Here is a 23,213-nt window from a genome sequence, read left to right on the forward strand (position 1 = left end):
CCCGTCGGTGGTGTCCTGCAGTTCGTGTTCGGGGAGGTCTCGGGCATCGCGTCTCCTCGGGGCTACCGGGTCGGCTGGGCGGAAGAGGTCGTGAGGCCGTAGAGCGCATCGGCGTTGGCGTGAGCGATCTTTCGGCGGTCCTCGGGATCGGGGACGGCATCCAGGAAGTCCGCGACCGAGGTGGGCCCGAGGCGGTGGAACGGGTAGTCCCCGGACAGCAGGATCCGGTCGGCGGTGGTGAAGTCCAGGGCGTGGCGCAGCAGGCGCGGGGTCAGCATGCCGCTGGTCGCGATGTGCACATTGGTGCGGAAGTATTCCGCCACACGGTGATTCAGATCGGCGACGTTCGAGAGGCTGTCGGCCCGGTCCAGCCAGAACAGCAGCATCTCACCCCAGTGGCCCAGCACTATCTGCAGGTCCGGGTGACGGTCGAACGCGCCGCTGAGGATCAGGCGCAACGCGGCGGTCCCGGCCTCCATGTGCCACCCCCAGCCGAAAGTGGCCAGTCCCAGATCGACGATCTCGCTCAGGCCGGTGTAGGACGCCGCACGCACTTCGTCCGGCGGGATCTGCGGATGAATGAACAGCGGGAGAGCGTGTGCGGCCGCGGCGGCGAGCAGATCGTCGTAGGCGGGATCGTCCAGCGGGCGGTCGCCGCAGCGCCCGTAGGACATGATGCCCACGTGCGCGCAGGAGGTCGCGGTCCGCTCGAGTTCGGCGACCGCGGCGACCGGATCGGACATCGGCAACGTCGTCATCGCCCGGAAGCGGTCCGGATGACGCTCGACAGCTTCCGTGGCGCGATCGTTGGCCTCGCGGCACAACGTCACCGCCTCGGCGGGCGGCAAGCCGTAGGTTCCGGGCGGGGACAGGGAGATGATCTGCACATCCACCCCCGCGGTGTCCATCGCCGCGATCCGGCTCTCGTCGAGGTCGAACAGTCGCTCGGGGATATCACCTCGATCGTTGAAAACCACACTGGCATCGAGTGCGTGGGCGCGCACTGCCCGGTCGATGCCCTCGGTGTTCCAGTGCTCCTCGACGGTGACGACTCTCATCGCACTCCTTCGCTCATCGGCTGTTGAGTGAGAATATCAGATTCGCTCAACGGATGTAGAGTGACGAGGTGGACGAACCGACGACACGCGCGGCCCGGCGCGCGGCCACCGCGGAACGGATTCTGCGTGCCGCCCAGGACGAATTCGGCGAATACGGACTCGAACGCGCCACCGTGCGCGGTGTGGCCCAGCGCGCGGGAGTCGACCCCTCCCTGGTCCTGCAGCACTACGGTTCCAAGAGCGGCCTGTTCGCCGTCGCCACCCAGTTGCATCGCGGCAGCGCCGACGATCTGGACGCCTCGAGCACTCCCGAGGAGGTCGCCGAGCACCTGTTCGAGATCCTCGGCATCCGCCTGAACACGCCGCCGCCCGAGGCCCGCGCCCTGGCGCGATCCATGCTGACCGCACCCGAGGCAACGGCCGCGATGCGCAACTTCCTCGACGAACGCGTACAGAACCTGGCCCGCGCCGACGACGGCCCCGACGCCGAACTGCGTGCGGCCCTGACCGTCAGCAGCATTCTGGGCCTGACCATCGCCCGGCACTTCCTCGAACTCGAGGCCCTGACCGACATCTCCGAGGAGCAGATCGACACGATCCTGCGTCCCTGGCTCACCGCCGCCCTCGTCGCGCCGCCTGGCACGGAGACGACGTAGCCGAAGGCTCAGCGGTCCAGTGTGGTTTCCCTGTGCAGACGGGAGAGCTTGTCGGGGTTGCGCACGTAGTAGAGACCCGTGACCAGGCCGTTGTCGATCCGCACCGCTACGACGCCGTCGACCTGTCCGTCGAGTCGGATGATCAGCGCGGGCCAGCCGTTGACGTGCGCCGGTTCGGCCGAGGCATGGCCGCCCATCCAGCCTGTGCCGCCGCTCAATACGCGCGCCACACGATCCACGCCCACGATGGGGCGCAGCGTGGCCTGCTTGACTCCGCCGCCGTCGCCCAGGAACACCACATCCGGCGCCAGGATGTCGAGCAGGCTCTGTAGATCGCCGGTTTCGACCGCTCGGTGGAACGCTCCCAGCGCTTCGCGCGCCTGAACCGCGGATACGGCTCCACGCGGCCGGCGAGCCGCGACGTGCGCACGGGCTCGGTGGGCGATCTGGCGGACCGCGGCGGGGCTCTTGTCCACGGCGGGAGCGATCTCGGTGTAGGACATGTCGAATACTTCGCGCAGCACGAACACCGCCCGCTCGGTCGGGGCGAGCGTTTCGAGCACCAGCAGCATCGCCATCGAGACGCTGTCGGCCAGTTCGACGTTCTCGGCCACATCGGGTGTGGTGAGCAACGGTTCGGGCAACCAGGGGCCGACGTAGGACTCCCGGCGGCGGCCCAGGGTGCGCAGCCGCCGGATCGCCTGCCGGGTGGTGATCCGAACGAGGAAGGCGCGGTGGTCGTGCACCGTGCCGAGGTCGACCGCGGCCCATTGCAGCCAGGTCTCCTGCAGGACGTCCTCGGCATCGGCGGCCGAGCCGAGCATTTCGTAGGCGACGGTGAACAGCAGGTTGCGGTGCGCGACGAACGCCTCGGTGGCGGGATCGGTGCGTTCGTCCTCGCTCATGGTGCGGTCCTGCCTTCCGGTTTCTCGACGATGTCGTGCATGAGTGGCGCGCTCCGGCCGGTTTGTGACACCCGGAGGTGGTGGCGCTCGTCACAGGTTCGCACTGTCACAGGTCCGGGGCCGCTGGGCACTTGTGTTCGTCCACATATCCAGACAGCGCGTTCTCCAACGCTCGCGCCGGCGTATCCCGTTTCCAGGAAGGACATTCCGTCATGCGCATCACCGTCTTCGGCGCCAATGGTCCCACCGGTCGTCTGTTGACCGGTCGGGCACTGGCCTTCGGACATGACGTCACTGCGGTCACTCGTCAACCGGAATCGTTTCCGCTGCACCATGATCGGCTCGACGTGGTCGGGGCCGACGTACTCGATCCCGCGGCGGTCGACGGCGCCGTGGCGCAGCGGGATGCGGTGCTGTCGACCCTCGGGGTTCCCGCGGGCAAGGAACCGATCAGCACCTATTCGAGTGGTGCGGCCAATATCGTCTCCGCGATGCAGCGGCATCGGGTGCGTCGGCTCGCCGTGGTCAGCTCCAGCGGAGTCGATCCGCACCCCTACACCGACGGCGGGATCCTGTTCAACCGGCTGCTGCTGCCGTATGTGACCCGGGTACTGGGCAAGACGCTCTACGACGACATGCGGCGGATGGAAACGCTGATCCGCGCCACCGATCTGGAGTGGACGATCGTCCGCCCGAGCGGGCTCTACCACCTGCCCTCGGTCACCGACTACGCCATCGTCGAAGGCCATGCCGACGGCCGGTTCACCGCACGCGCGGATCTGGCCGCCAGCCTGCTGGCCGTGCTGGACGACCAACGCTACGTACGCAGAACCATCGGCGTCATCACCACCGCCGACAACCCCACACTGTTCCAGTGGATCCGTCACGAAGCCCTGGCCAAACGCTGAAGAATCGCCAGAGCCGCTCTTCGATGCTTACAGCGTATCGCCGGTCGCCCGCACGAATCAGGCATCAGCTCCGGTGAACTGGTCGAACCCGGGCACCCTGTCTCGCTGGTGGCTTGTCCGACATCACCTTTGGCGGTCAGCGCGACCGGCCACGACCGCCTCGCCGATGGCGCGGTGGATGCGGATCACCCCTTGCCGCGACGGCGACGGTCGCGGGCACCCAGGATGGCGGACGCGGTCGCCGCGACGGTCCGATCACTGTCGGAGGTGAGGTCGGTCAGGGCTGCTCGGGCCGCGTCGCCGGGAATCTCGGCCAGCGCCTGCGTGATTCGCAGGCGCGTCGCGGAATCGGCGCCGCTGTCGAGCGCGTCCCGCATGGCCCGGACGAGATCCTCGGCGCGAGCGGTGGCGTGCGCGAGCGATCCGAGCACCTCGGCGGCCTCCACATCGGAACGGCCCGCGACGACCATCTCCAGCAGGGCGGGCGTCGCCTCGCTGACCTGCCGCGATCCCAGAGCCAGCGCGGCACGTTCGCGGACGATCGGGTCGGTGTCGCCGAGAGCCCTCCGCAGCAGCGGTGTCGCTTCCGCGCTGGGCACCGCCGCGATCGCCAGGACCGCGCGACGGCGAACCTGCACCTGCGCCGCATCCAGACCGGCGGCCAGCTCGGTCAACCCGGCCCCGGCAGCTCGGGCCAGCGACCAGCGCAGCGCCCCGGCCACATTCGGGTCCTCCTCGGTCAGCGCCGCCTGCACCACCGCGTCGACCGGCAGCGATCCGGCCGCGTGCTGGGACAGCACCGCCTGCTGACGCCGGTTCCCGGAGTCCGATTCCAGCCCGCGCAGCAGCGCGACGATACTGGTGACCTCGTCCCACTGCGCCGGAGCCGCGGCATCGATGCGCTCGAGATTGCGCAGCAGCTCCTGTTCGGTGGCGATCCGCGCACGGGTGTGCGCGATCAGTTCGCCGACCAGCGCGGTCGGTGCGAACTCGGGATCGTCCAGTGCGCGTTTGGCCTCGTGCAGTGACAGTCCCAGCGTGCGAAGACATTCCACGTGAAAGAGGCGACGGATGTCCTGCGCGGAATATTCGCGGTAACCGCCGACGGTGCGGCCGGTCGGGGTGACCAGACCCAGCGCGTCGTAGTGACGCAGCATGCGCGTGCTGACGCCGGACTGCCGCGACACCTCACCGATCAACATCCCATCGCCTCCTCCCATGGGCTGGAACCCTATGTGCCCGAACCGGTTACGGCCACGCGCTTGGCCAGCTCGAGCGAGGGCGCGAACCCGCTGTCGGGATCGCGGCGCAACTGCTCGGTGGCCAGCGCATGAGCTCGAACCCGGGGATCGGGATGCTGTGCGGCAGTGGCCAGGAACGGTGCAGCGGCCTCGTCGAGCGCGGCCAGTGCCCGGCTCAGGCCCAACTGCACCGGGTGCTCGCCACGCCCCAGCGCGGTCGCCAGATCCGCGGCCAACGCTGCCTCCTCATCGTGCGGAACGAGGGCCACCGCGGCGCGCCAAGCGCTCAGCGCGACCTCGTCGTCCGGGTCGTGCAGCAGCTCGGACACCGCGGGCCAGGCGCTGCGATCCCCGATCTTGGACAGCGTGTGCAACGCCTGACTTCGCGCCTGAGCCGTGGTGGACCCGAGCTCCACGGTCAGCCTCGGCACCGTCATTTCGGCCGGTAACCGGCACAGCGCCCAGGTCAGCATGTCCCGGACGAAGAAGTCCGGTTCGAGCGCGCACCGCGCGACGAGCACCTCGACCAGACGCGGATCACCCAGCGTGCCCGCCGACAGCGCGGCGCGCAACCGCACCGAGGACTCGGCATGGGCGAGGGCATCGATGAGGCGAGCATCCGGCTCGCCGTGGATCGTCATGTTCACGACAACCACCTCCTTCGCTGCCCATTGGAGTCCTTGTCACAGTGTGAAGGTCAAGTCGTCGCGGCATACACCTTCCGTGCGGCCGAATGTTCGCTATTCGCGGTCCAGGAGGGTGAGGTAGCCGTCGAGTTGGGCCGCACCGGCCAACAGGGCGCGAGCGCGGGAGGTCAGCCGGTCCTGCCAGGAATCGAGAAATACCCGCAGCGGTTCGGCTCCACCGGCCTCGCGCAGTGCGTCCAGGAATCGGGCGACCTGCGGCAAAGGATAACCGCCACGGCGCAATTCGCGGGCGATCTGCGCATCGCGCACACAATCCGCACCGTATCGGCGATAGCCTGTCACCGGGTCCCGGTCAGGACGCACGATGTCGTGGGATTCCCAGGTGCGCAGTGTGGCAGGGTGCACGCCGAGGCGGCGAGCGAGTTCACCGACGGTCAGCGGCTCCCCGCGCAACCCGGCCGGAGCCGTGCCGGACAGTGCGGTCAGGGCCGAGGCGACATCGGTGCGGGTGCCGCGTTCGGCGACCAGCGCCAGGTGCGTGGCGTCGATCAGCCGGTAAGCCGATTCGACCCGACCCTCGTTGATCGCGCACATGATCTCCATCGCCTGCTGATGTCCGTGACCGCGGCGCAGGGCGAGAAATGCGCGCAGAGCCTGGGCGTGCACCGGGGTGTAGCGCCGATGGCCCGATGCGCTGCGCTCGGTCTCCGGCAGGATGCCCGCCTCGTCGTAGTTGCGGATCGCCTGTGCGGACAATCCGTGCTCACGGGCCAGGTCGACGGGGCGCAGGGTGTACCTCCGATTGAAGTTTTCACCCGGAATCACCAGGTCGATTTCACCAAATCCTCACTCGATTCTTCAACGATATCGTCAAAGGGGATATCTTCCGGAAAGGGGTATTCCATGTCCACAGCCGCCGCACTGCATGCGATCGGCCGCCCACTGGACGATCCGTCGAGTCCGGCCCGAGCGCTGGACGAGTTGCTCACCGCACGAGCCGAACCGCCCGCGCTGCTCGCACTGGGCGAGCCGGTGCACGGGATCGAGGCATTTCCGTTGCTGCGCAACGACATCCTGGCCCACCTCGTCGACCGCGGATATCGCTCGATCGCGCTGGAGACCGACGCGCTGGCCGCATCGGTGGTCCAGGACTACGTCGACGGCGCGAGCACCGATATCGACACCGTCCTGGCAACCGGATTCAGCCACGGATTCGGTGCCATCCCGGGTAATCCTGAACTGCTGCAATGGCTTCGCGCGCACAATGCCACGCGCGCGCCGCGAGATCGGGTGCGGTTCCACGGCTTCGACGCCCCGGTCGAGTTCGCCGCCGCACCGAGCCCGCGTCGCTCGCTGTGTGTGGTTCGCGACCATCTGCCGGAGGCGCTGCGTCCCGCCTCGGTCCGGCAACTCGACGAGTTGGTCGGCCGGGACGCCGAGTGGAGCGCCGAGCCGGCCATGTTCGATCCGGCCGCATCGGTCGGCGATTCCGCGCGTGCTCGCGCCCTGCGCGTCGTCGCGGACGATCTGGTCAGCGCGTTGCGGCGGGCCGCGCCGAGCTTGCGCGCGGCCGACCCACAGCGCCACGACCGTGTCCTGGCGCATGCGCGCGCCGCCCAGGGACTGCTGCGCTATCACGCGGTGATGGCCACGCCCGCAGCCGATCGCATAGGGAACCTGGGCAGCGTGCGCGCGGAGATGATGGCCGAGAACCTGTTCGCGATCCTCGCCGAGGAACACCACCGCGGCCCGAGCCTGGTCTTCGCGCACAACGCGCATCTGCAGCGCGCCCGGTCCCTGATGTCCACGGACCGGGACGGGGTGAGCTGGGGCAGCGTCGGCGCACTGGTCGGCTCGGTGCTCGGGGACCGCTATCTGGTCGTGACCACCGATGCCGCCCGCTCCCGCGATCCGCACACTCTGCAGGGCCTGCTGGCCGAGGCCACCGTCCGCCGCACCCTGTTCCCGGCACCGGCCCTGCGCGCTACCCTTACGGATCCGGTCGAGGCCGCCGAACCCCTTGTACCCGGCCACATTCCGCTCCAGCAGTCCGATCTCGAAGCCGCCGACGCCCTCATCCTGCTCACCGATACCGACGGAAAACAGTACCGATACTGGTAGTGGATCAGGTCATGCCCAGATGGCGCAGCCGCGGCCACAGTTGCGCCCACGACTCGTGCGGGCCCGTGCACCACCACACCTTCTGGCTCGAATCGTCTCCGATCATCGTGCGGCACCGATCGAAACGGCCCCGCAGCTCATCGATGTCCGAACCGACATACAGCACGCTGCGCGCGGAATCCGGCGGGGCGGGGAAATATCCGTACGCGCGGTTACTGCTGTAGGCGGGAGGAAGTCCGGCCTCGCCGTACACATCGATGTAGGCGGCGACGATGTACGACTGGCCCATGATGATCGTGTCGCGGCGATCCTGCTCCGGCAGGTCGTGATAGGTGCGCGTGGCCCGCTGCGCAATCGTCTGTGCCGCACCGGGATCGGCCGCGGAGGTGGAGATCACCACGATTCCCGCGGCCGCGGTGGCGCTGACCGCGTACGCGGGCCACACCACCCACCCTCGGCGGCCACCGGCGAGCCTGCGCTGCTGGAAGCCGAGCGCACCCGCCGCGCAGAGCGGACCGTAGATGCCGTCCAGATAGTAGGGCCGCCCGACCGTGACGACGAAGAAGACGAACAGCGCGATCGCGCTCACCCCCACGAAGCGGTACGGGCGCAGCTCCGGAGCCCGCAGCAACCGCCACAATCCGTACAGCGCCAACACCGTTCCGGCCACGCCGCCCACGGTGATCAGCGACAGCGCCACACCCGTACGTCCCCCGTACAGTGCCTCGGCCTCCGAGGCGACCACCGAGCCCATCCGCAACTGCGGCCAATCGTTGTGCGCCTGCCACAGCAGCGTCGGGGCGGCGATGAGCACCGCGATCCCGGCACCGGCCCACAACAGCGGGCGGCGCAGCAGCTCACGCGGCCCGAACACGGCCGCCGCGGCCAGCAATACCGCGCACAACAGCAGCACCTGGAACTTCGTCTCCCCGGCCACCCCAGCGACCACGCCGATCGCGAGCAGCAAGCGATCCCGTCGCACCCGTACCCAACGCACCAGCAGCCAGATCGCCAGCAGCCACTGCACCGGTTCGAGCGTGTACGGGGTGAGCCAGTGCCCGACCAGGTTCGCCCACAGCGCGGTCGCCTGCGCCCCCGCGGTGAGCAGTTGCGCGCGCCGATCGCCACCGAACTCCCGCGCGATCAGCGCCGCCAAAACAACCGCCGCCGCGGTCGCCAGCACCGCCGGAATCCGCAGCAGCACAAGCGAACCCGGCGCCAACCAATCCAGCGCACCCGCCAGCGCCGGGACCAGCGGCGGCTGATCGGCCGACCCCCATGCCAGATGGTGCCGGCCGATCGCCACCATGTACGCCTCGTCGAACCAGTAACCACCGCACACACTGCACACCAGATGAACCACACCCACCACGGCCGCGACCGCACCCACCGCCCATCCGGCGAATGCGGGCACCACCGGGCCACGGGTCTCGGACCGCACCGTGAGCTGCACCGTTGGACCTCCTAGCGGAAACCTGCCGTGCCTGATCCTGCCGCGCCCGAGTACTCCCGCACATCACCCGCCGCACACAGCCGCGGTGCGACCGCAGGACGACATCGGTGTGCTCGCCTCATCCCTGGGGATGAGCGGCAGTGCCTACTGTCAACCCGGATGCTGCTCGGGCGGCAGCTCGATGTCCAGCAAGCGGACGTCCGTGGGATACGCGAACATCGACTGCTACAGCATGATTCGGCATACGGAGGTGAATCGGCGCGAACCCGCAGAGGTCACGCCCCGCTGTCCGACAGGCAAGTGATCCACGACAGTACGGTCGGACCCGCGACCGAAACCGCCGGCTTCGATGGCCGAATGACGGCATCCGCGAGGACGACCTCGGCGGCACGGCGGACCCGGGTGCGTGGTGGAGCGTCCGGCCCAGGTGAGAACGGTGCGCGTGTGGTCAGCGGGTGGGGACGTGGACCGAGACCATCGGGAGGGTGTCCACCGGGGCGTTGGTGGCGCGTTCTATGGTGGCGCGCAGGTTCTTCCAGGCGCGGGGGTGTTCGTGGATGTAGTGGTCCAGGGCGGCGGCCGACTCGTCGTCGGTCATCGGGGTCGCGGTGCCGGGAAGTGCGCGGCGGCCACCCACCCAGACTCGCACGCTCGGGTGGGCCGCGATATTGCGGTACCACTGGGCCGTGCGGCCGAAGCCGGACACGATGACGTACCGGTCGGGTGCCGGATGATCGACCACCTCCAGCACCACGTACCGGGGCACGCCACTGCGACGGCCGATGTGCTCGATCATGATCATTCGCGAGCCGAACAGGAATCCGAATCCGGCACGGTAGAGGCGAATCGGAGCGCGAACCACCCAGCGGGTGCGCAGCGCGCGGGCTCCCAGTGCGGTCGCCGCGTCGGAGAGGGACATATCCGTACCTCAGGGTTGTCCGGTGTGGTCGATCCGACGATAGTCCATCCGGATGGCGTTCGCGGGTACCTGACGGGTCGTCCGGTGAAGGCATGTCACGTCGACCGAGCCGACTGTCGATCCTGCTGTGTCGCAATGAGATCAGTGGTCGAGCGTGAACGATGAGCGTTGCGGTGACGACGCCTTCGAGTGAGGCACTCGACGAAGCTGAACTGGGCGATGACGAGGCCGGAACCTCCGAACCGACGTCACGGGTCCTTCTCGCGACAGAGCCTTTCGGAGACAGCGCGATTGGTCCGGCCGACGCCGGCCGGAGCGGTCATGATCACGCTGGCGCCATCGCTTGTCACTGGCTGGAAGAACCACACGGCGTCCGTGCGGGACGGCCCGGGATGGCCTTGTCCCGCACGGCGACACCTCAGCCCAGCTGGGCCATCCACGGGACCGCGTTGTCTTTGAACGACTGATGCTCGGGGACGAGTTCGGAGTGGTCGTCGAGCGCGAATATCGTGACGCCGACATTGCCTGGCACGTCGCCACGTGAGGCCACGCTCGCGCCGCAGTCGGGGCAGAAGCCGCGTTCGATCGCCGGATGCGTCTCGGTCGCGGGATACGTCTGGAACCACCGCGGTTCGCCGCCGGGCCCGGTCCAGCCGAATCCTTCCTCCGGAAAATCGACCCATGCCATCACCGGGGCACCCGACAGTCGCTGGCAGTGCGGACACGAGCACAGGTGAGGGAAATCCGGCGAGCCCGTCGCGCAGAACCGGATATTGCCGCATACACAACCGCCGTTCACATCACTCCTCGGTCTCGAGCATCATGTGCGAATGAGTTGGGCCGACCTCGAACAGCCTCCTCGTCGACGCCCCCGAGCAGGCACCGCCCCACTCTGTCACACAGTCGACGACCAGTCCGTTGCTCAGTGCAGAGATGTGAGAAGGAGGCTGCGGATCAGTGTTGTGGTGACGGCGGTTGCTGCGGCTGGCCCGACGAGGCAGGGGGTGGCGTGGGGGTCGAGCCTCCTGGCTGAGCCGGACCCGCTTGGACGGGCGGCTGGCTCGCCGACGGGGTCGCCGGGGTGCTGCTCGGCTGCGGCGCGGCCGAAGTCTGGGCGGCGGAGTCGGGCTGCTGCGAGGCGGTCGGTGGAGTATCGGAGCCCGGGAGAGTGCCGAATCCACTCGGTCGCTGCAGGACTGTGGGTTCGGCTCCGGAATTCTGTGCCTGCCCGAAGGGGGTGGGCGGCTGAGGAATCGAGCCCTGGCTGTCGGCCGGAGTCGGAGGCTGCCGCAGGATCGTCGGATCCGCCGCCGGGGGCTGCGGCGCGCTGAAGGCGGGCTGCTGCGGTGGTGGCGACGGGTACAACGGCTGCTGAGGTGCCGATGGCTGTTGCGGCTGGGGTTGCGGCGCGTACCCGGGCTGAGGGTAACCAACAGGCTGGTACGCGGGCTGCTGGGTATAACCGGCTGGAGGCTGCGGAGCGGGAAAACCGGTGGGAGGCTGCATGTTCTGCGCCGGAGGCTGCGGCCATTGCGGACCCTGCGCGGGGCCGGGCTGCGGCTGTTGTGGCCAGCCGGGCTGTGCGGGAGCGCTCGGCTTGGCGGGAGATTTCGCGGCGTTCACGCGAGAAGTCGTGTACAGCAGGACGATCGCGGCGAGGACCACCAACAGACACGGGATCGCAAGCCAGTTTCCATGGCTTTCCAGATCTGCCTGGTATCGGTGATAGCCGTAGAACAGACCGCTGATCTGATGAAGGAGAATCATGCCGCTCGCCAAGGTGAGGGTGAGGCGGGCTGTAATGAGGTTGCGGTTCATCAGCACCTGCACCACGCCCGCCACCGACAATCCGACGATGACGATCCACACTGCGATAACCCAGGCGGTCAGCAGGCCGATACCGCTTGCCCAGAAGGCGTGGGCGACATCGATCAGCATGGCCAACAACACCAGTCCCGCAGCGACCTGGGTGAGCACATTTCGTTCCGCCGCCGGACGCGGCACCCCGAACGGGGAATTCGGCTGCCCCACAGGAAAACCCGACTGAGCCGGCGGCACACCCGGTTGCGCGGGCCACCCGTAACCCTGGGGCGGTGGCGACGGCATCGGCGCCGGGCCGGGGTGATACGGGTTGGCCATCGCTGAAACTCCCTGCTGTCGTGCGCAAATGCTGAAATCGGATCGCGATCAGCCTAAGGGGTGCGCGCACGTCCGGCAGCGTTACCGCGGTCCGAGCAACCTGGTCGGCCCGGCGACGACGTCGGTTACTGTTCCTGCGCCCACGGTGGCGGTGCGAGGCGTTTGGGCGGTGACTGCCGATGATCCAGATACGCCGGCGGCTGTGCTTCGTCCTCGGTGTGTGGCGGCTGCGGCTCACGCGGGCCGGGGCGTTCGGCGGACGACACGTCGTGCAGTTGCGAACGCCGGCCGTCCGGATGTGGCTGTCCGGGACCGGGGTGCGGCCATCCGGTAGCCGGGGTGGGCTCGACCGGCGGCGGGGCGAGGAACCCCCCGGGCTGACGCAGCACCGGCTGACGCGGAGCGGACTGTGCGGGAATGGGTTCGGTGCCCGGCGGTGGTCGCAGGGAGCCCTGCTGACCGTCGTTCGGTGGGTACGGGCTGTTCTGCGGCGGTCCGAAAGGCTGATGCATCGGCGCGCCGGGTTGCGGAGCGCCCTGATACGGGGGAGCGCCGTCGCCGAATCCATTGTGCGGCGGCCCGGACGGCACATCGGGACGTTGCGGCTCGGGCGGAGCGGGCGGCTGCGGCGCACCCGGATGCCCCATGTTCAGCGGGGCGGTCTCGGGCGCATGCATATTCGGCGCGATGACGTGTCCAGGGTGGAACGGCTCGCCGCCGGGCGGCGGGAACGGCGGTGGCGTGCCGAACCCGTCGTGCCGCTCGGTTTCGACGTTCGCGGGCCCGGCGGGCGGCGCACCGATGACGGAACCGTGCTGTGGTTCGACCACCGGCGGACCAGCTTGCTGTGGGTTCGCTGTGAAGTCCGGACGCGGCAGCACCGCGGTCGGCGGATCGACCGGCGGCACGGCGGGAATGCCGTCGGTCGCGGCATGGAACAACGCCGGATCGGGTTGCGCGAACGGCTCGGTGGGCGGAGTCTGCGCCGCGGCGAACGGAACCTGCTGCGGCGCACCGCCGCCGGCGGATTCGGGTTCGGTGGGCTGTGGCGCGAGACGTCCGGGCACATAGGGTTCCGGGGCGGGCGGCTGCGGCGCACCTGGCTGCGGATGCGGGGCGGATCCGGCCGGTCCGGACACGGCGAATTCGGGTTCGTTCTGCTCAGGCGGCATCGGAGGTGCAGAGCCGAACGCCTCGGCCGGACCGTTCCGCGGCCCCGATTCGGGCAGCGACATCTCCGGCAGTTCCAGCGACGAATAGTCCTGCGTCGCACGCTCGCCGGGGGCCGCGAACTCCTGCGACGCCGCGGTGATCGGACGGTCGGGAGCGGGCCGTGCGGGCATGCCGGGCTCGGGCCTGACGTGCTCGGATGGTTCCGCAGACGGCTCTGCGAACAGCGGTTCGGGTGCGGACTGCGGTGGCGCGCCGAACGGTGAGCGCTGCGCCAGCGGTGGCAGCACATCCTCGTCTTCCACGGCCGGAGCGCCGATCACACCGGCACTCTGCTCGACCACGGGTGCGGACCGCGGCGGCCCGTCTCCCCGACGCGATTGCGCTGGGTGATCGTCCTGGTAGCGAGGCGAATCGAAGTCGTCGTCGCGGCGGCGCGGGACGAATTCCTCGTCGAGATCCTGTCGCCGGTCGGCCGCGACGACCTGCTGCTCGGGCGACCACGAGGCCCGGTACAGCGCGATGATCGCGATGGTGGTGGTCGTCACGATCGGAATCGCCGCCCACGTACCGTATTTGCCGATCACGTCGTCGACCGAACCCCCGGTGAGGTTCACCGCGTTGAACAGCAGCATCGCCCCGGCGCCCAGGGCGCCGGTGAGTCGGCCCACGGCCGGTTTCATCCCGGTCACCAGCATCGCCCCGGCGGGAATCGCGATGATCGCGGCCAGCAGCGAACCGAAATCGCGGGCCTGGATCTCGTAGCCGGGTTGCGACAGCCCCCACACCAATCTGCCCAGATAGGTCAGTGTGGCCAGCAGCAACATGACCGCCGCCAGCACATCGGCGAGCGAATGCCGCCGTCCCCGGGGCGGTTCCGGCTCGGACGTCCGGCCCCGACCGGGGTCCGGCGCCACCGACATGGGCCGATTTCCGGGCGGGTGCGGGTTGTCCATCGGTGAAACTCCCTCGTAGCTACGCGAACACTCGGTAGCCTATTGGATGCTGCCGCCCCTGGCATACCGCTGTATCCCCAGGAGCTCGAGCACTCGTGCGGCGAATTCGAGGGTATGGGTGCGCGCGCCGTTGTGCATGCCGGGAAAATCGACGGCTTCGAGACCGAGCCGCTCGGCGATCCGTGCGGCCGGTCGCGCGGGCAGCAGGTGGCGCGAGTCGGCGCCCACGGCGAGTACGAGTCGATCGGCCTGTGTGGCCAGTGTCGCGAAATCGGGGATGTACGAGGTGAATTCGCACAACTCGTATTCCATCATGATGGGCGCGTTGACGGCCAGCCGTGCCCACATGGCGGTTTGATGCGGCGTGAGCTCGCTCGGTTCGGGGGACGGCGCCATCGCGCCGCCGATGCCGTCGAGGAATCGCTGTGACGCGGCGGCCATCCCGTCGGTGCGCGCGAGATGCGCGACCTCGGTCACGAAAGCCCGATGCTCCTCGGCGTCGGGTAGCACCGCGAAACAGGGCGGCTCGTGGGCGAGCAGTCCGCGCACCACGTCGGGATGACGCGTCAGCAGATCGAGCCCGACGATCGCGCCGTCGCTACCGCCGACGACGTAGGCGGGCTCGTCGGTGAGGTGCCGCAGCAGCAGGTACGCATCCTCGCTCTGTACCCGCACGTGCTGCTGTTCGGGCCGCCCGCTGTCGAGCGTGCTGCGCGAATACCCGCGCGCATCCATCGTGATGACGGTGGCGTGCGGTGCGAGCAGTTCGGCCATCTCATCGGACCCGTTGGCATCGCCCCCGCCACCGGGCAGCATCAGCAGGACCGGGCCCGTCCCGCGAATCTCGTGGTAGATGGTGGCGCCGGGCACGGGGAAGGTATCGGATTTCATTGCAGCTGTGGGTCTTTCATCATGATCGGCGGGCCGATCGCTCGGGGCCGGGGCGGCCGGACAGGGCGCATCACACGGCTTGCTATCTTGCTTAGGATATTCCCTAATCTAATTAGGATCAAGCAATGGTGATCGACCCCGTCCGGGTCCCGGAACCCTGAAGTCGAGCCGCACCACCGAGCCGGAGCGGCGATCCTGCGCAGTCCCTCGGCGAGGTCGCGGCCCGTCGGTGCGTTGTCGGGGTCGATGAGTTACTGCGCGGCGGCCCCGATGAGCGGTGCCGGATAGACGGCGCCGACGCTGCGCGCGGATGGTCGAGGCCTGTCAGAAGGTCGCCCGCACCATCCCCGCCGAGAACTACGCCGCCTGACTACCTGGGCACGCTGCGAATCACTCGATGCTGTGGGCGATTTCGTGCGTCGGCTGATACAGCCCGATCGGCCCGGCCCCCGGGACGATCAGTGTGGTGCGGAGCCCCCAGCGTTCCCGGGTGACGTCCCCGGTGAACTCGACGCCCTTGGCCCGCAACTCCTCGACGGTCGCGGTGAGGTCGTCGCACATCAGGTACAACTCGCAGCGCCCGCTGTCGGGCCCCTCGGCAGGGTGGACCGCCAGCTCGGCCGGGGGCGAGCGGAAGATCAGCCAGCCGTGCCCGGCGTCCACGTGGGCCAGGCCGAGAACGTCGCGGAAGAATTCGCGGGCGGCTTCGGGATCGGCCGCGTGAATGATGGTGTGCGCACCGTTGATCATGTGTCGAGGCTATCGTCGAAGCGCACGGCGGTGACCGGAAGTCTCGGTGGACCACGCCGATGAATTCCGGAGACTGGGGGAGTCCACATCGAGGACCGGTTCGATCTCTTGGAGGATCCGATGAGCATTCCCGTCACCGCGGGCACCCTCGCCGCGCCTGATGTACGGCTGTACTACGAACTGCGCGGCGCCGGACCGCTCGTGGCGCTGGTGGGTTCGCCGATGCACGCCGCGCCGTTCGCGGGTCTGGCCGATCAGCTGGCAGGTGAGTACACCGTGCTGACCACCGATCCGCGCGGGCATTTCGGCAGTGCGCTGCACGATCCGGAAGCCGATTCGACCCCCGAGCTGCGCGCGCAGGATCTGGCTCGGTTGTTGCGGCACATCGCCGCCGGACCCGCCGTCGTACTCGGATCCTCCGGCGGCGCGATCACCACCCTGGCGCTGCTGCAGTCCGCCCCGGAGCTGGTGTCCCTCGCCGTGGCGCACGAGCCGCCGCTGGCCGAACTACTGGACGAGCGGCTCCCCATGCGTGCCCGGCGCAAGGACATCGTGGCCACCTTCCGCGAGGACGAGATCGCCGGGATCCGAAAGTTCTTCTCCTACGCCGAACTCGAACTTCCCGAGGACCGATTCCAGCAGATGTTCGGGAACCGGACGCCCGCGGACATCGCCAACGACCGCTACTTCTACCTGCACGAGCTGGAGGGCACCTCGGGCTGGCAGCCCGACCTGGACGCCCTGCGCGCCGTGCGGGACCGGCTCGTCATCGGTATCGGCGAGGCGTCCGCGGGTGTGTTCTGCGATCGAACCTCCCGCGCACTGGGCGCCGAACTCGGCGTCGAACCGACCCGGTTCCCCGGCGGCCACGTCGGATTCCTGGAGAATCCCGCCGTGTTCGCCGCCCGGCTGCGCGAGGTCGTGGGCTGAGGGTCGGGGGATCAGCGCACGAATTGTGTTGCGCGATCGGCGATATCGAGCACCGATTGCGGCAGGATGCCCAGTACCAGGGTCGCCGCGGCGGTGAGCGCGACCACCGTGCTGGTGATCGGCGGCGCCACGATCTGCGGGGCGTCCTCGGGCGGGTCGGTGAAGAACATCAGCACGATGACCCGGATGTAGAAGTAGGCGGCGATCGCGCTGCACACCACGCCCACGATGACCAGCCACGCGTAGCCGCCGGTCGCCGCGGCCTGGAACACCGCGAACTTGCTGACGAACCCGCTGGTGAGCGGAATGCCCGCGAACGAGAGCAGGAACAGCGCGAAAATCGAGGCCAGCCACGGGGACCGGCGTCCCAGCCCGGCCCACGCCGACATCGCGGTGGCCTCGTCGCCGACCCGGTCGCGCACCAGCGTCACCACCGCGAACGCGCCGGTGGTGCTCAGGCCGTAGGCGATCAGATAGAACAGCACCGAGGACACGCCTTCGCTGTTCGCCGCGACCAGCGCGACCAGGATGAATCCGGCGTGCGCGATCGAGGAATAGGCGAGCATGCGTTTGACGTCGGTCTGGGTGATCGCCATGACCGCGCCGACGGCCATGGTGGCCACCGCGACCGCGGCCAGGATCGGCCGCCACGTCTGGCCCAGCCCCGGCACCGCGACCATCAGCACGCGCAGCAGCACACCGACGGCCGCGATCTTGGTGCCCGCGGCCATGAACGCGGTCACCGAGGTCGGCGCACCCTGGTACACATCGGGCACCCAGGACTGGAACGGCACCGCGCCGATCTTGAACAGCAGCCCGACCGCGAGCATCGCAAGACCTAGTACCGCAAGGGTTTTCGAACCCGAGTCCCGGCCCACCGCGTCGGCGATGCCCGCGAACCGCACGGTTCCGGCGTAGCCGTACAGCAGCGCCATCCCGTACAGGAAGAACGCCGAGGAGAACGCGCCGAGCAGGAAGTATTTCAGCGCCGCCTCCTGCGAGAGCAGTCTGCGACGGCGTGCGAGCCCGCACAGCAGATACAGCGGCAGCGAGAGCACCTCGAGCGCGACGAACGCGGTCAGCAGATCGTTGGACGCCGGGAACAGCATCAGCCCGCCGACGGCGAACAGTGCCAGCGGGAACACCTCGGTGGTGGTGATTCCCGCACGCGCGGCGGCGATCTCGTCCGAGCTGCCCGGCGTCGCGGAAGCCTGCGGAGTGAAGGCGTCCACCGGCACCCGGGCCCCGGCGGCCAGGGCGGCGGTGCGGCTCCAGGTGCCCGGCCCCTCGCGGCGTGTGCGCCCCAGCCGGGGTTCGATGCCGCGTTCGGCCATCAGCGCCATGCCGAACAGGGCGGTCACCAGGATCGTGCCCTGCAGGACGAGGGTGACGTTGTCGATGGCGACCGCGCCGACCACGGCGGTGCTGTGTGTGCCGGCCAGGCTGATCACCATGACCAGGGCGACCACGAGTCCGGCCGCGCCCAGCAGCAGTTGCAGCGCGTAGCGCCACGAGCGGGGTGCGAACGCATCCACCAGCACCGCCACGACGGCGACGCCGAAGACTATGAGCATCGGTGACAGGTCACGGTATTCGATCGAGGGCGCCGGAACCGTCGCGGCGAGAAGGGAACTCACGGGTGTGTACCTCCGTTCGCGGCGGCCGGTCCGGTGGCCGACCGAGGACTTCCGGCGGATCTGCTGTGCTCGGATGTGGCCTGCGGCACCGCGGGCGCGGGGTCATGCGCCCCGATCGTGCTGAGCGTGCCCGCGACGGCCGGATTGATCCGGTCCAGGAGCGGTTTCGGGTAGGCGCCCAGGAACACCAGCGCCGCGATCAGCGGCACTACCACGACGAGTTCGCGGGGCAGCAGATCTCGGAGCCGCTCGTTGCCCTCCTTGACCGGGCCGGTCATCATCCGCTGGTACATCCACAGCACGTACAGCGCGGCCAGGACCAGCGCGCTGGTGGCGAAGATCGCCGCGACCGGGTATCGGGTGAATGTGCCCACCAGGACCAGGAATTCGCTGACGAACGGCGCCAGGCCCGGCAGCGAGAGGGTGGCCAGGCCCGCGATCAGGAACGTCCCGGCCAGGACCGGTGCCACCTTCTGCACTCCGCCGAAGTCGGCGATGAGGCGAGTCCCCCTGCGCGAGACCAGGAATCCGGCGATCAGGAATAGTGCCGCGGTGGAGATCCCGTGGTTGACCATGTACAGCGTCGCGCCCGAACCGCTCTGGTTGGTCATCGCGAAGATGCCCAGGATGATGAACCCGAAGTGCGAGATGGAGGTGTAGGCGATCAGGCGCATCACGTCGCGTTGTCCGATCGCGACGATTGCGCCGTACACGATTCCGACCACGGCCAGCGCACTGATCAGTGGCGCATAGGTTTTCGAGGCGTGCGGGAACAGCAGCAGGCAGTACCGCAGCATGCCGAAGGTGCCGACCTTGTCGACCACCGCCATCATCAGCACCGCGCTCGAGGGGGTGGCCGAGACCGCCGCCCCGGGCAGCCAGGTGTGCAGCGGCCACAGCGGGGCCTTGACCGCGAACGCGAACATGAATCCCAGGAACAGCCCGTTGAGGACCGCGGGCCCTGCGCCCAGCTGTCCGGTCGCGGCGGCTTGGACCACGGTCCGGAAATCGAACGTCCCGCCGGCTCCGCCGAGGTGCTGGCGGGCGGTGAGTACGTAGAGTCCGATCACCGCGGCGAGCATGATCAATCCGCCGAACAGGTTGTACAGCAGGAACTTCACCGCCGCGCGCGAGCGGGCGCGGCGCAGTTCGAGATCGGCACCCTGTGGTCCGAAGCCGCCGATGAGGAAGTACATCGGGATCAGCATGACCTCGAAGAACACGTAGAACAGCAGGATGTCCAGCGAGACGAAGGACACCAGCACCATCGACTCGACCACCAGCGTCAGCGCGACGTAGATGTGCGCCACGCGGCGGCCGCCGCCGACTTCGTCCTCGTCGCGCCATCCGGCCACGATCAGCAGCGGCACCAGCGCCGCGGTCAGCAGCACCAGCGCCAGGGCGATCCCGTCGAGGCCGAGGGTGTATCCGGCCCCGAAAGCCGGTATCCACCGGTGTGATTCGACCATCTGATACTGCGGTCCGCCGGGGGTGAACCGTGCCGCGATCACGATCGCGATCGCCAGCGTGGCCACCGCCACCACCAGCCCGGTCGCCCGCGCCACGGTTCGCCATGCCCGTGGCACCGCCACCACCACGATCGCGCCGACCAGCGGCAGCACCCACAGAGTTGTCAGCCAGGGATAGTTCACATCGACCTCACCGTGAGCAGGGCGGCGACCACCGGGGCCGCACGGGTGAACAGGGACGGGGCGCTCATATCAGGCTCACCGCCAGCAGAGCCACGATCACCACGGCCGCTCCGGCGAACATGGACAGTGCGTACGAGCGCACGAAACCGGTTTGCACGCGCCGGATCCGGGTGGAGGCCGCGCCGATGACGGTGGCCGTGGAGTTGACCAGGCCGTCGATGCCACGGGTGTCCAGGAACACCAGCGAGCGGGTCAACCGGGCGCCCGGGCGCATGAACGCGGCCTCGTTGACCGCGTCGCCGTACAGGTCGCGGCGGGCCGCGACGGTGAGCGCGGACACCGGCACGGGTGCGGTTTCGGGGACGGGACGTTGCCCGTACTGGCGGTAGGCGAGCACGACACCGGCCGCGACGACCAGCAGCGCGAGCACCGTGACCACCCAGGAGGGCATGCCGCCTTCGGAGTGCCGCTGTCCGACAACGGGTTCGAGCCAGTTCTGCAGCGAGGACCCGAACACGAACACCCCGCCGGAGAAGATCGAACCCAGCGCGAGCACGATCATCGGTCCGGTCATGGCGACGGGTGACTCGTGCGGGTGGGTCTCGGGCTGCCAGCGGCGCTTGCCGAAGAAGGTCAGCAGCATCACCCGCGTCATGTAGAACGCGGTGATCCCCGCACCCAGCAGCGCCGCGACGCCGAGGGTGACTCCGCTCGCGCCGCCGTACCCGAACGCGGCCTCGATGATGCGGTCCTTGGAGAAGAAGCCCGCGAACGGCGGCACCCCGATGATCGCCAGGTACCCCAGGCCGAAGGTGACGAAGGTGATCGGCATGAGCACGCGCAGCCCGCCGTAGCGGCGCATATCGGTTTCGTCGTTCATCGCGTGCATCACCGATCCCGCGCCCAGGAACAGTCCGGCCTTGAAGAATCCGTGGGTGAGCAGATGCATGATCGCCACCGCGTATCCGGCCGGGCCCAGGCCCGCGGCCAGGACCATGTACCCGATCTGGCTCATGGTCGAGGCGGCCAGGGCCTTCTTGATGTCGTCCTTGGCGCAGCCGATGATCGCACCGAACAGCAACGTCACCGCGCCCACGATCAGCACGCCCGCGCGGGCGCCGGGGGCGAGGTCGAAGATGGCGTGCGAGCGGGCGATCAGGTACACCCCGGCGGTGACCATGGTCGCGGCGTGGATCAGCGCGGAGACCGGGGTCGGGCCTTCCATCGCGTCCCCGAGCCAGGACTGCAGCGGCACCTGCGCGGATTTACCGCACGCGCCCAGCAGCAGCAACAGCCCGATCGCGGTGAGCGTGCCCTGTCCCGCGTGCGGCGCACCGCCGAACACCTGCCCGAAATCGAGTGAGCCGAAGGTGGCGAACATGACGAACAACGCGATCGCCAGGCCCATATCGCCGACCCGGTTGACCACGAACGCCTTCTTGGCCGCGGTCGCGGCCGAGGGCTTGTGATACCAGAACCCGATCAGCAGGTAGGACGCCAGACCCACGCCCTCCCAGCCCAGATACAACACCAGATAGTTGCCCGCCAGGACAAGCACCAGCATCGCGGCCAGGAACAGGTTCAGGTAGGCGAAGAAGCGCCGCCGCCCGGGATCGTGCGCCATGTAGCCGACCGAGTACAGGTGGATCAGCGATCCGACGCCGGTGATCAGCAGCGCGAAGCAGATCGAGAGCTGATCGAGTTGCAGGGTGAAGTTCACCTGCAGTCCGGCCGCGGGCACCCAGCTGAAGAAGTCGTGCGAGACCGCGCGGGTGGCATCGGAGCGGCCGAGCATATCGACGAAGGCCCACACCGCGATCGCGAACGAACCCAGTGCGGCGAGCAGGCCGAGCCAATGTCCCCAGGCGTTGCTCACGCGCCCGGCCAGCAGCAGGATCACCGCACCGGCCAGCGGGATCGCGGGCAGGAGCCACAACATCTGCGTGGTATCCATATCAGTACTTCAGCAGGTTGGCGTCGTCGACCGAGGTCGAGCGGCGGGCGCGGAAGATGGTCATGATGATGGCCAGGCCGATGACGACCTCGGCCGCGGCCACGACCATCGTGAAGAAGGCGAAGACCTGACCGTCGAGGTTGCCGTGTTCGCGAGCGAAGGTCACGAAGGCCAGGTTCACCGCGTTGAGCATCAGCTCGATGCACATGAACACCACGATCGCGTTGCGCCGCACCAGAACTCCGGCCGCGCCGATGGTGAACAGCAGAGCCGAGAGATACAGGTAGTTGTCCGGATTCACCGCAGAGCCTTTCTGGTCAGCCGTGCGTGGGGGCGTCGTTGCCGGAGCCGTTCCCGTTCGCGGGGCGGGCGTTGTCGTCCGAGTCGGTCAGGCCCACGCCGATGGCCGCGGCCTCGGTGTGGGCGCGGTTGCGGCGGTGGCGCAGCACGGTGCTGACCGACAGTTCGGCGAACGAGCCGTCGGGCAGGCGGGCGGGCACGTCGACCGCGTTGTGCCGGGCGTACACGCCCGGGGTCGGCAGCGGGGTGACCCGATCACCTTGGCGCACCCGGCGCTGGGACATCTCGCGCTGGTCGGTGCGCGGCCCGAATCGTTCACGGTGCGCGAGCACCATCGCGCCGATGGTGGCGGTGATCAGCAGTGCGCCGGTGAGCTCGAACGCCCACACGTACCGCACGAAGATCAGTTCGGCCAGCTCGCCGATGGTGTCCTGGGGGAAGCCGGGTCCGGTGCGGACGACCGAATGATCGTGCATGCCGCGCGAGATCGCGGCGATCAGGATCAGCCCGAAGCCGATGCCGACCACCAGGACCGCGATCCGGTGCCCGCGCAAGGTTTCGCGCAGCGATTCGGAGGAGTCGACTCCGACGAGCATCAGCACGAACAGGAACAGCATCATCACCGCGCCGGTGTAGACCACGATCTGCACCACGCCCAGGAACAGGGCGTTCTCGGCGATGTAGAACACCGACAGGGTGATCATGGTGCCCGCCAGGCACATCGCGGCATGCACGGCCTTGCGTGCGGTCACCATGCCGACCGCGCCGACGACCGAGACCACCGCCAGCACCCAGAACAGCACCGCTTCACCGGTGGAGGCGCGCACCGGGTGCGCGGCCAGCGGAATCTGCTGGGTGGCCGAAACCAGTTGTGTCGCAAGGATGGTCATCGCGAACCTCCTTCGGGTCCGGTGCACGGTGTAGCC

Annotated in this window: 21 protein-coding genes; 4 read left to right on the plus strand and 17 right to left on the minus strand. The window is 68.8% G+C overall.

The features are described from left to right. Positions 1 to 62 precede the first annotated feature (62 nt). Positions 63 to 1,058, minus strand: a complete 996-nt coding sequence (locus K7711_RS42895) for an amidohydrolase family protein (RefSeq protein ID WP_222978143.1) — start codon at positions 1,056 to 1,058, stop codon at positions 63 to 65. Between the two features lie 68 nt (positions 1,059 to 1,126). Between K7711_RS42895 and K7711_RS42900 the strand changes: the two genes are divergently transcribed. Continuing rightward, entirely contained in the window at positions 1,127 to 1,714 is a 588-nt protein-coding gene (locus tag K7711_RS42900) for a TetR/AcrR family transcriptional regulator (protein WP_222978144.1), read from the plus strand. A gap of 8 nt (positions 1,715 to 1,722) precedes the next feature. On the opposite strand, the gene K7711_RS42905 is transcribed toward K7711_RS42900, so the two are convergent. Then, positions 1,723 to 2,619 carry an RNA polymerase sigma-70 factor gene (locus K7711_RS42905; RefSeq protein WP_222978145.1) on the minus strand — a complete coding sequence of 299 codons (897 nt, stop codon included), beginning with the start codon at positions 2,617 to 2,619 and terminating at the stop codon, positions 1,723 to 1,725. A 212-nt stretch (positions 2,620 to 2,831) separates the two neighbouring features. Here K7711_RS42905 and K7711_RS42910 point away from each other — a divergent pair, with 212 nt between their 5' ends. Beyond that, complete coding sequence (locus K7711_RS42910) at positions 2,832 to 3,527, plus strand: NAD(P)-dependent oxidoreductase (protein WP_222978146.1); 696 nt, start codon at positions 2,832 to 2,834, stop codon at positions 3,525 to 3,527. A 185-nt stretch (positions 3,528 to 3,712) separates the two neighbouring features. On the opposite strand, the gene K7711_RS42915 is transcribed toward K7711_RS42910, so the two are convergent. From K7711_RS42915 to K7711_RS42925, 3 genes are all read right to left on the minus strand, one after another. Continuing rightward, positions 3,713 to 4,729, minus strand: a complete 1,017-nt coding sequence (locus K7711_RS42915) for a HEAT repeat domain-containing protein (protein WP_222978280.1) — start codon at positions 4,727 to 4,729, stop codon at positions 3,713 to 3,715. Between the two features lie 29 nt (positions 4,730 to 4,758). Next, positions 4,759 to 5,409 (minus strand): HEAT repeat domain-containing protein, encoded by a 651-nt coding sequence (locus K7711_RS42920; RefSeq protein WP_235748699.1) that lies wholly within the window; start codon positions 5,407 to 5,409, stop codon positions 4,759 to 4,761. 99 nt (positions 5,410 to 5,508) lie between these two features. Beyond that, entirely contained in the window at positions 5,509 to 6,204 is a 696-nt protein-coding gene (locus K7711_RS42925; protein ID WP_222978282.1) for a MerR family transcriptional regulator, read from the minus strand. A gap of 114 nt (positions 6,205 to 6,318) precedes the next feature. On the opposite strand from K7711_RS42925, the gene K7711_RS42930 reads away from it, so the two are divergent. Next, positions 6,319 to 7,536, plus strand: coding sequence for an erythromycin esterase family protein (locus K7711_RS42930; RefSeq protein WP_222978150.1), 1,218 nt, complete (start codon positions 6,319 to 6,321; stop codon positions 7,534 to 7,536). A gap of 4 nt (positions 7,537 to 7,540) precedes the next feature. Here K7711_RS42930 and K7711_RS42935 read toward each other — a convergent pair whose 3' ends face one another. The 7 genes from K7711_RS42935 to K7711_RS42965 all read right to left on the minus strand — a co-directional run bounded on the left by K7711_RS42935 (position 7,541) and on the right by K7711_RS42965 (position 15,814). Then, positions 7,541 to 8,989, minus strand: a complete 1,449-nt coding sequence (locus tag K7711_RS42935; protein WP_308015204.1) for a glycosyltransferase family 39 protein — start codon at positions 8,987 to 8,989, stop codon at positions 7,541 to 7,543. 448 nt (positions 8,990 to 9,437) lie between these two features. Beyond that, positions 9,438 to 9,908, minus strand: coding sequence for a nitroreductase family deazaflavin-dependent oxidoreductase (locus tag K7711_RS42940; RefSeq protein WP_222978152.1), 471 nt, complete (start codon positions 9,906 to 9,908; stop codon positions 9,438 to 9,440). A 418-nt stretch (positions 9,909 to 10,326) separates the two neighbouring features. Further along, a complete protein-coding gene (locus K7711_RS42945) occupies positions 10,327 to 10,707 on the minus strand; it encodes a GFA family protein (protein ID WP_222978154.1) in 381 nt (126 codons plus the stop codon). A gap of 155 nt (positions 10,708 to 10,862) precedes the next feature. Then, entirely contained in the window at positions 10,863 to 12,047 is a 1,185-nt protein-coding gene (locus K7711_RS48760) for a hypothetical protein (protein WP_268929765.1), read from the minus strand. A 125-nt stretch (positions 12,048 to 12,172) separates the two neighbouring features. Continuing rightward, complete coding sequence (locus K7711_RS42955; RefSeq protein ID WP_222978156.1) at positions 12,173 to 14,173, minus strand: hypothetical protein; 2,001 nt, start codon at positions 14,171 to 14,173, stop codon at positions 12,173 to 12,175. A gap of 39 nt (positions 14,174 to 14,212) precedes the next feature. Beyond that, positions 14,213 to 15,064: an alpha/beta fold hydrolase gene (locus K7711_RS42960; protein WP_235748689.1), complete on the minus strand. Its 852-nt coding sequence runs from the start codon at positions 15,062 to 15,064 to the stop codon at positions 14,213 to 14,215. Between the two features lie 390 nt (positions 15,065 to 15,454). Next, positions 15,455 to 15,814, minus strand: coding sequence for a VOC family protein (locus K7711_RS42965; protein ID WP_222978158.1), 360 nt, complete (start codon positions 15,812 to 15,814; stop codon positions 15,455 to 15,457). Between the two features lie 120 nt (positions 15,815 to 15,934). Between K7711_RS42965 and K7711_RS42970 the strand changes: the two genes are divergently transcribed. Next, positions 15,935 to 16,744 carry an alpha/beta fold hydrolase gene (locus tag K7711_RS42970; protein ID WP_222978160.1) on the plus strand — a complete coding sequence of 270 codons (810 nt, stop codon included), beginning with the start codon at positions 15,935 to 15,937 and terminating at the stop codon, positions 16,742 to 16,744. 11 nt (positions 16,745 to 16,755) lie between these two features. On the opposite strand, the gene nuoN is transcribed toward K7711_RS42970, so the two are convergent. The 5 genes from nuoN to K7711_RS42995 all read right to left on the minus strand — a co-directional run bounded on the left by nuoN (position 16,756) and on the right by K7711_RS42995 (position 23,177). Continuing rightward, entirely contained in the window at positions 16,756 to 18,381 is a 1,626-nt protein-coding gene (gene nuoN / locus K7711_RS42975) for an NADH-quinone oxidoreductase subunit NuoN (RefSeq protein ID WP_308015205.1), read from the minus strand. Continuing rightward, the gene (locus tag K7711_RS42980) at positions 18,378 to 20,033 is read right to left on the minus strand and encodes an NADH-quinone oxidoreductase subunit M (RefSeq protein ID WP_222978162.1); all 1,656 of its coding nucleotides are present in this window, start codon (positions 20,031 to 20,033) and stop codon (positions 18,378 to 18,380) included. The genes nuoN and K7711_RS42980 overlap by 4 nt, the downstream gene beginning before the upstream one ends. Positions 20,034 to 20,097: 64 nt before the next feature. Next, positions 20,098 to 21,987: an NADH-quinone oxidoreductase subunit L gene (gene nuoL / locus K7711_RS42985; RefSeq protein WP_222978164.1), complete on the minus strand. Its 1,890-nt coding sequence runs from the start codon at positions 21,985 to 21,987 to the stop codon at positions 20,098 to 20,100. A 1-nt stretch (position 21,988) separates the two neighbouring features. After that, a complete protein-coding gene (gene nuoK / locus K7711_RS42990) occupies positions 21,989 to 22,288 on the minus strand; it encodes an NADH-quinone oxidoreductase subunit NuoK (RefSeq protein ID WP_222978166.1) in 300 nt (99 codons plus the stop codon). 16 nt (positions 22,289 to 22,304) lie between these two features. Beyond that, on the minus strand, positions 22,305 to 23,177 hold the full coding sequence (locus tag K7711_RS42995) for an NADH-quinone oxidoreductase subunit J (RefSeq protein WP_222978168.1): 873 nt from the start codon (positions 23,175 to 23,177) through the stop codon (positions 22,305 to 22,307). Between the last annotated feature and the right edge of the window lie 36 nt (positions 23,178 to 23,213).

The organism is Nocardia coffeae, from assembly GCF_019890715.1.
Taxonomy (GTDB): Bacteria; Actinomycetota; Actinomycetes; order Mycobacteriales; family Mycobacteriaceae; genus Nocardia; species Nocardia jiangxiensis.

Coding starts and splice junctions, on each gene's coding strand:
- K7711_RS42895 (WP_222978143.1), bottom strand. CDS start 1,058: ATGAGAGTCGTCACCGTCGAGGAGCACTGGAACACCGAGGGCATCGAC.
- K7711_RS42905 (WP_222978145.1), bottom strand. CDS start 2,619: ATGAGCGAGGACGAACGCACCGATCCCGCCACCGAGGCGTTCGTCGCG.
- K7711_RS42910 (WP_222978146.1), top strand. CDS start 2,832: ATGCGCATCACCGTCTTCGGCGCCAATGGTCCCACCGGTCGTCTGTTG.
- K7711_RS42915 (WP_222978280.1), bottom strand. CDS start 4,729: ATGTTGATCGGTGAGGTGTCGCGGCAGTCCGGCGTCAGCACGCGCATG.
- K7711_RS42920 (WP_235748699.1), bottom strand. CDS start 5,409: ATGACGATCCACGGCGAGCCGGATGCTCGCCTCATCGATGCCCTCGCC.
- K7711_RS42930 (WP_222978150.1), top strand. CDS start 6,319: ATGTCCACAGCCGCCGCACTGCATGCGATCGGCCGCCCACTGGACGAT.
- K7711_RS42940 (WP_222978152.1), bottom strand. CDS start 9,908: ATGTCCCTCTCCGACGCGGCGACCGCACTGGGAGCCCGCGCGCTGCGC.
- K7711_RS48760 (WP_268929765.1), bottom strand. CDS start 12,047: ATGGCCAACCCGTATCACCCCGGCCCGGCGCCGATGCCGTCGCCACCG.
- K7711_RS42955 (WP_222978156.1), bottom strand. CDS start 14,173: ATGGACAACCCGCACCCGCCCGGAAATCGGCCCATGTCGGTGGCGCCG.
- K7711_RS42960 (WP_235748689.1), bottom strand. CDS start 15,064: ATGAAATCCGATACCTTCCCCGTGCCCGGCGCCACCATCTACCACGAG.
- K7711_RS42965 (WP_222978158.1), bottom strand. CDS start 15,814: ATGATCAACGGTGCGCACACCATCATTCACGCGGCCGATCCCGAAGCC.
- K7711_RS42970 (WP_222978160.1), top strand. CDS start 15,935: ATGAGCATTCCCGTCACCGCGGGCACCCTCGCCGCGCCTGATGTACGG.
- nuoL (WP_222978164.1), bottom strand. CDS start 21,987: ATGGATACCACGCAGATGTTGTGGCTCCTGCCCGCGATCCCGCTGGCC.
- K7711_RS42995 (WP_222978168.1), bottom strand. CDS start 23,177: ATGACCATCCTTGCGACACAACTGGTTTCGGCCACCCAGCAGATTCCG.